This window comes from uncultured Empedobacter sp. (assembly GCF_937930195.1).
Classification (GTDB): Bacteria; Bacteroidota; Bacteroidia; order Flavobacteriales; family Weeksellaceae; genus Empedobacter; species Empedobacter stercoris.
This window is the reverse complement of record NZ_CALGVK010000125.1, coordinates 1-5791: the sequence shown is the minus strand read 5'-3', so window position 1 is coordinate 5791 and position 5791 is coordinate 1. Positions and strand designations below refer to the sequence as shown.

Annotated in this window: 6 protein-coding genes; 3 read left to right on the top strand and 3 right to left on the bottom strand. The window is 32.6% G+C overall.

Annotated elements, in window-relative coordinates:
- Positions 1–91: 91 nt before the first annotated feature.
- Positions 92–781 (bottom strand): DsbA family oxidoreductase, encoded by a 690-nt coding sequence (locus Q0616_RS07495; protein ID WP_286484331.1) that lies wholly within the window; start codon positions 779–781, stop codon positions 92–94.
- A gap of 230 nt (positions 782–1011) precedes the next feature.
- Here Q0616_RS07495 and Q0616_RS07490 point away from each other — a divergent pair, with 230 nt between their 5' ends.
- The 3 genes from Q0616_RS07490 to purB are packed head-to-tail and all read left to right on the top strand — an operon-like array spanning position 1012 to position 4660.
- A complete protein-coding gene (locus tag Q0616_RS07490) occupies positions 1012–2298 on the top strand; it encodes an adenylosuccinate synthase (protein WP_298776192.1) in 1287 nt (428 codons plus the stop codon).
- Between the two features lie 58 nt (positions 2299–2356).
- Positions 2357–3211, top strand: a complete 855-nt coding sequence (locus tag Q0616_RS07485) for a fructosamine kinase family protein (protein WP_260543627.1) — start codon at positions 2357–2359, stop codon at positions 3209–3211.
- Positions 3212–3232: 21 nt separating this feature from the next.
- Entirely contained in the window at positions 3233–4660 is a 1428-nt protein-coding gene (purB, locus tag Q0616_RS07480; protein WP_171621607.1) for an adenylosuccinate lyase, read from the top strand.
- Positions 4661–4816: 156 nt separating this feature from the next.
- Here purB and Q0616_RS11900 read toward each other — a convergent pair whose 3' ends face one another.
- Both Q0616_RS11900 and Q0616_RS07475 read right to left on the bottom strand, forming a co-directional pair.
- Entirely contained in the window at positions 4817–4981 is a 165-nt protein-coding gene (locus Q0616_RS11900) for an Mpo1-like protein (RefSeq protein ID WP_353619305.1), read from the bottom strand.
- Positions 4918–5289, bottom strand: coding sequence for an Mpo1-like protein (locus Q0616_RS07475; protein ID WP_286484328.1), 372 nt, complete (start codon positions 5287–5289; stop codon positions 4918–4920). Before Q0616_RS07475 ends, Q0616_RS11900 begins: the two co-directional genes overlap by 64 nt.
- Between the last annotated feature and the right edge of the window lie 502 nt (positions 5290–5791).

The following is a 5791-nucleotide window of genomic DNA, read 5'->3' as shown; positions in this document are numbered from 1 at the left end:
TACTTTTATTGCCATAAAAAATGCCCCCAAAAGTGTCTAACTTTTTGGGGGCAGTGTAAATTGAAGTCCTTTCTGTTTTATTTAAAAAAGTTTAATCACAATCTCCGTCTACATCACAAGAAGCACCATTTTGTGGTTGATCCAAATGATCTTTTTCGTAAGCTTGTGTCAAGGCAGATACAAAATACTCGACAGGTTGCGCTCCAGAAATCGCATATTTACGATCGATTACAAAAAACGGAACGCCAGAAACACCAATATTACGTGCATCCAAAACATCAGAAGCAACTTCAAAAACATTTGCATCAGAATTTAGCATTTCAAGAACTTCGGTTTTATTTAAACCAATTTCTTCAGCCAATTCAGCCAAAACTTCATAATCAGCAACATTTTTACCTTCAGTAAAATACGCTTTAAAAAGTCTTTCTTCTGCTTCCGAACCTTTTCCATTTGCTTGCGCAAAATGAATTAAACGATGAGCATCTCCTGTATTCACAACTTTAGAGTTTTGTTGTTGAAAGTCGATTCCTACAGGTTTTCCCATTTCAGCTAACTGATTATGCATCGCAGAAACTTGTTCTTGCGAAATTCCTTTTGCTTGAATTAAGTATTCATCAACAGATGTAATTTCAGTTTTAGATAAATCAGGATTTAACTGATAACTTTTCCATTCCACCTCAATTTTATCTTGATAAGGAATTTGGGTTAAAGCTTGTTCAAAATGTTTTTTTCCGATGTAACAGAACGGACACATAACATCCGACCAGATTTCAATTTTCATATGGAAATTTTTGGTGTAAAAGTTTGTAAAATTACGCTTTTTATTTAAATGGATTCGGTTATTTTTTAGTAAATTTCATCTTCAAAAATTATTAACAAAATCTTGAAAAATAATCGTGCTAAATCGAGTTTAAAATTTGTTTAAGAAAAGGTTTAAATTACCTTTGCAGTGAACCAAGATAAAATGAATTGTTTCATTTTTATTTCCAAAAACAAATAACGAACAAACATATGTCAACACACGTAGTAGTCGGTCTTCAATGGGGTGACGAGGGAAAAGGAAAAATTACAGATGTTCTTGCTGAAAAAGCAGATTATGTTGTACGCTACCAAGGTGGTAACAACGCTGGTCATACAGTATATGTAGGTGATGATAAATTTGTATTACACTTATTACCTTCTGGAGTTTTACAATGCAAAGGAAAATGTATTATTGCGAATGGTGTCGTAGTAGATCCTGCAGCTTTTTTCACTGAAATCGAAAAATTAGAAGCAAGAGGTTTATCTACAGATCATGTATTTATCTCAAGAAGAGCGCATATTATTATGCCTTATCATATTTTGTTAGATGAATATCGTGAAGAATTTGCCGGAAAAGATCAAATTGGTACAACAAAACGCGGAATTGGACCTTGTTATGAGGATAAAGTTGCTCGTGTTGGTATTCGTGCTATTGATTTATTAAATCCAGATATTTTAAAAGAAAAAATCAAAGAAAATTTAATTGTTAAAAATGCTTTATTCGAAAAATTATTCGAAAAAGAGCCTTTAGCTTTTGAAGAAATCTACGAAAAATACGTGGCTTACGGAGAGCGTTTAAAAGAACGTATTATTGATACTGAGTTAGAAATTAACCAAGCAATTGACGAAGGTAAAAACGTTTTATTCGAAGGTGCACAAGCCTTGATGTTAGACATCGATTTTGGTACATATCCTTTCGTTACATCATCTTCTCCAACAACTGGTGGAGTTTGTGTTGGTGCTGGAGTTCCTCCTACAAAACTAAAAAATTTGATCGGAGTTTCTAAAGCATATTGTACACGTGTTGGTAACGGACCTTTCCCAACAGAGTTGGACAACGAATTAGGAGAAAAAATCCGTCAAGTTGGTCACGAATTCGGAGCATCTACAGGTCGTCCACGTCGTACAGGATGGTTAGATTTAGTGGCGTTAAAACACGCTTGTATGATTAATGGAATTACACATTTAGTAATCACTAAATTAGATGTAATGTCTAATATTGATACCGTTAAAGTTTGTACAGGTTACAAAACTGAAGATGGAAAAATCATCGATTATTTCACTTCTTCTACAACTAAATTGGCTAATTACGAAGCTCAATACGACGAATTACCTGGATGGAAAGAAGATATTACAAACGTAAAAACTTTCGACGAATTACCGCAAACTGCGCAAGATTACATCCACTACATTGAGAAATACTTAGGAATCGAAGTTTATTTAGTTTCGGTTGGTCCAGAGCGCTCTCAAAACATTATTAGAACAACTTTATTTTAATATAATTTATAATATAGCCTGACGTTATTGTTAGGCTATAACTTTATGAGATATTTTTATGAATGAAATTTTAGAACGATTAAAACAATTGAATTTAGGCATAGATTCTATCGTCCCGATAAAAGGTGGTGATATTAACGATGCCTTTCGATTAGAGTCGTTTGATAAAAAATATTTTTTAAAGGTTAATTCTGCTAATAACTTCCCACAACTTTTCAAAAAAGAAGCGCGAGCTTTAGAAGCCATCAAAAAAACAAAGACATTTTCAGTTCCGAAGGTGATCGATGTTGGTGAAGCTGGAAAAGATTTTCAATATTTAGTGTTAGAATGGATAGAATCCTCTACTCCAACTGTTGTTAATTGGGAAAACTTAGGAAGAAACTTAGCTAAACTTCATCAAAAAACAAACAAACAATTTGGTTGGACAGAAGACAATTATATCGCAATTGTGGTGCAACCGAATAGTTTTACAACAACTTGGAGTGATTTTTACGCAAACAATCGAATCTTACCCATGATAAAATTGTTGCAAAACAAACAATTAATCACTTCAAAACAACTAAAATCAGCAGAAAATTTATGTAAACAATTGAATTCTATATTCCCCGAAGAAAAACCAGCGTTAATTCATGGTGATTTTTGGAACGGAAATATTTTAGCGAATTCAAACGATGAATTTACAATTATAGACCCTGCTATTTACTATGGACATCGCGAAATGGACATTGCTATAGCAAAACTTTTTGGTGGATTTGACGATGCTTTTTTCGATGCTTATCAAGAAAGTCATCCGCTCGAAGCCAATTACGAGGAACGTTTGCCTATTGCGCAATTATTTCCATTGTTGATTCACGCTTATCTTTTCGAAGGATATTATGTGAAAGACGTACAAACCATTTTGAAGAAATTTTAAAAACAAAACAAACACAATACAATGAACAAGTATCAAAATCCGTTAGAATCGAGATATTGTAGCGACGAAATGCTATACATCTTTTCTCCTGAGAAAAAATTTACAACATGGAGACAGCTTTGGATTGCTTTAGCAGAAATTGAAAAAGAACTTGGATTAGATATTACAGACGAACAAATTCAAGCGTTAAAAGACAATGCAACAAACATTGATTATGATGTTGCAGCAGCTTACGAAAAGAAATTTCGCCACGATGTAATGGCTCACGTACACGCTTACGGAGACGTTGCACCAAGCGCAAAAGCAATTATTCACTTAGGTGCAACTTCTGCTTTTGTTGGCGATAATACAGACTTGATTCAAATCCGTGATGGTTTTCAACACATCAAAGGACAATTAATCAATGTAATTGACGGTTTAGCAAAATTTGCACGTCAGTACAAAGATTTACCAACATTAGGATTTACACATTTTCAACCAGCGCAGTTAACTACAGTTGGTAAACGTGCAACACTTTGGTTACAATCTGTTTTATTAGACTTAGAAGAATTAGAATTCAGAATCGATACTTTACGTTTCCGCGGAGTAAAAGGAACAACTGGAACAGCGGCTTCTTTCAAAGAATTATTTGACGGAGATTACCAAAAAGTAAAAACATTAGACAAAAAATTATCTGAACGTTTCGGATTCAATAATGTTTTTGCCGTTTCAGGACAAACCTACGATCGTAAAATTGATGCACAAGCATTAGAATTATTATCAAACATTGCACAATCTGCACATAAATTCACAAACGACTTACGTTTATTACAAAACTTAAAAGAAATTGAAGAACCTTTCGAGAAAAACCAAATTGGATCTTCTGCAATGGCATACAAACGCAACCCAATGCGTTCTGAGCGTATCGCTTCATTAGCGAAATACGTGATGTCTTTGGCAAGTTCTCCTGCAATGGTTGCCTCAACACAATGGTTCGAAAGAACATTAGACGATTCTGCAAACAAACGTTTAGCCGTTCCTCAAGCTTTCTTAGCGATTGATGCAATTTTAATCATTTGGAACAATATTTTAGATGGTTTAGTCGTTTATCCTAAAATCATCGAGAAGCATATTGCGGAAGAATTACCATTTATGGCAACCGAATATATCATTATGGAAGGGGTTAAAAATGGTGGAGACCGTCAAGAATTACACGAAATCATCCGTACGCATTCTATGGAAGCTGCAAGACAAGTGAAAATGGAAGGAAAATCAAACGATTTGATTGAGCGTATTATTGCTGATGATAACGTAAAAATTGATAAAGATAAATTAGTCGAATTATTAGATCCGAAGAACTTTACAGGATTTGCATCTGAACAGACAGAAGAATTCTTAAAAGATTTGGTTGATCCTATAATCGAAGAAAATAAAGCACTTTTGGGCGCTCATACAGACCTGAAAGTGTAAACACGCTTAAAACAACACATGAAACGAAAAATGCTTCCTATTTATTGGAAGCATTTTTTAGTTTAAACTTTTTGCTTTTCAAATATATAACCGCAAGTTAGCCCTTTCTTAGGCAAACTTGTCGTTATAATCTCTTTCGTCTTTAGATGAAAAATCTTAATATTTAACTCCTATCTTACGAAGAATAGAACCTAATAACCAAATTGGGCCAACCAACAAAAATTGTAAGTCTTTGAGAAAACTTGGCTTCTTCCCTTCTATTTTGTGACCAACGAATTTCTGAATCCATGTAAAGTTAAAACTGCCAAGTAAACTGTCCAAGATTTAATACCAAATTGAAGATTGCATTGTGAAATAAAAAACTCCATTATCAACATCACAAAAATCATGATAAAACCAACGACAAACGAAAGTCTGAAATAAAATTTTGAAACAATTATCAACGCAATAATTGAAGCTATACTTATATAACCAAAAGCTGGAATATAAAAATGCGGCGTTGGAATGTAGGAAATAAAGCCAAGAATCGTCCAAAAGATGAGTGGAACACAAATCCAATGAATCAATTTGTTTGTAGCATTTTGATGACTCTCACCATATTCACTAAAAAGTTGTTCTATTTTTCTCATTTTGGTTGATTTTGGTTGATAATTAAACTTTAAATCAGAAATTATAAATTTATCTTTACTCACTGTATTCAAAATTAGTATTTATCAAAATGATTATAAAAAATAAAAAAATCTATTACTTAATCAGTATTCTATTTGTAATTATTTCTTTTTTTTTATTAATTGTATCGAAAAAAAAGCAAACAACTATAATAGCACTTTTAACTCTATTCTTTTTTGGTGGTGGAGCTTTAGTAGTTTACATTCTAAACAATAATTTATATAGTGATAAAACTAAAAATATTGCAAGGATAATAGGCTATTTCATTTTCATTATTCTTTGCTATGCAATGCTACCATTTAACCATCTATTTAATGATTCAAGAAAATACACTCCACTATTAGGTTGGATAATTGGTATTATTGGAATCCCGTTTTTTTGTTATAAAATTTTTGAATTAATCATAAAGTTAATAAATGAGAACTACAGAAAATAGAATCTTTATTTCCAACAAAATAGAAT

Excerpts from the sequence above, each read along its gene's own strand:
- Q0616_RS07485 (WP_260543627.1), top strand. The coding sequence starts at position 2,357 with ATGAATGAAATTTTAGAACGATTAAAACAATTGAATTTAGGCATAGAT.
- Q0616_RS07495 (WP_286484331.1), bottom strand. The coding sequence starts at position 781 with ATGAAAATTGAAATCTGGTCGGATGTTATGTGTCCGTTCTGTTACATC.
- Q0616_RS07475 (WP_286484328.1), bottom strand. The coding sequence starts at position 5,289 with ATGAGAAAAATAGAACAACTTTTTAGTGAATATGGTGAGAGTCATCAA.
- purB (WP_171621607.1), top strand. The coding sequence starts at position 3,233 with ATGAACAAGTATCAAAATCCGTTAGAATCGAGATATTGTAGCGACGAA.
- Q0616_RS07490 (WP_298776192.1), top strand. The coding sequence starts at position 1,012 with ATGTCAACACACGTAGTAGTCGGTCTTCAATGGGGTGACGAGGGAAAA.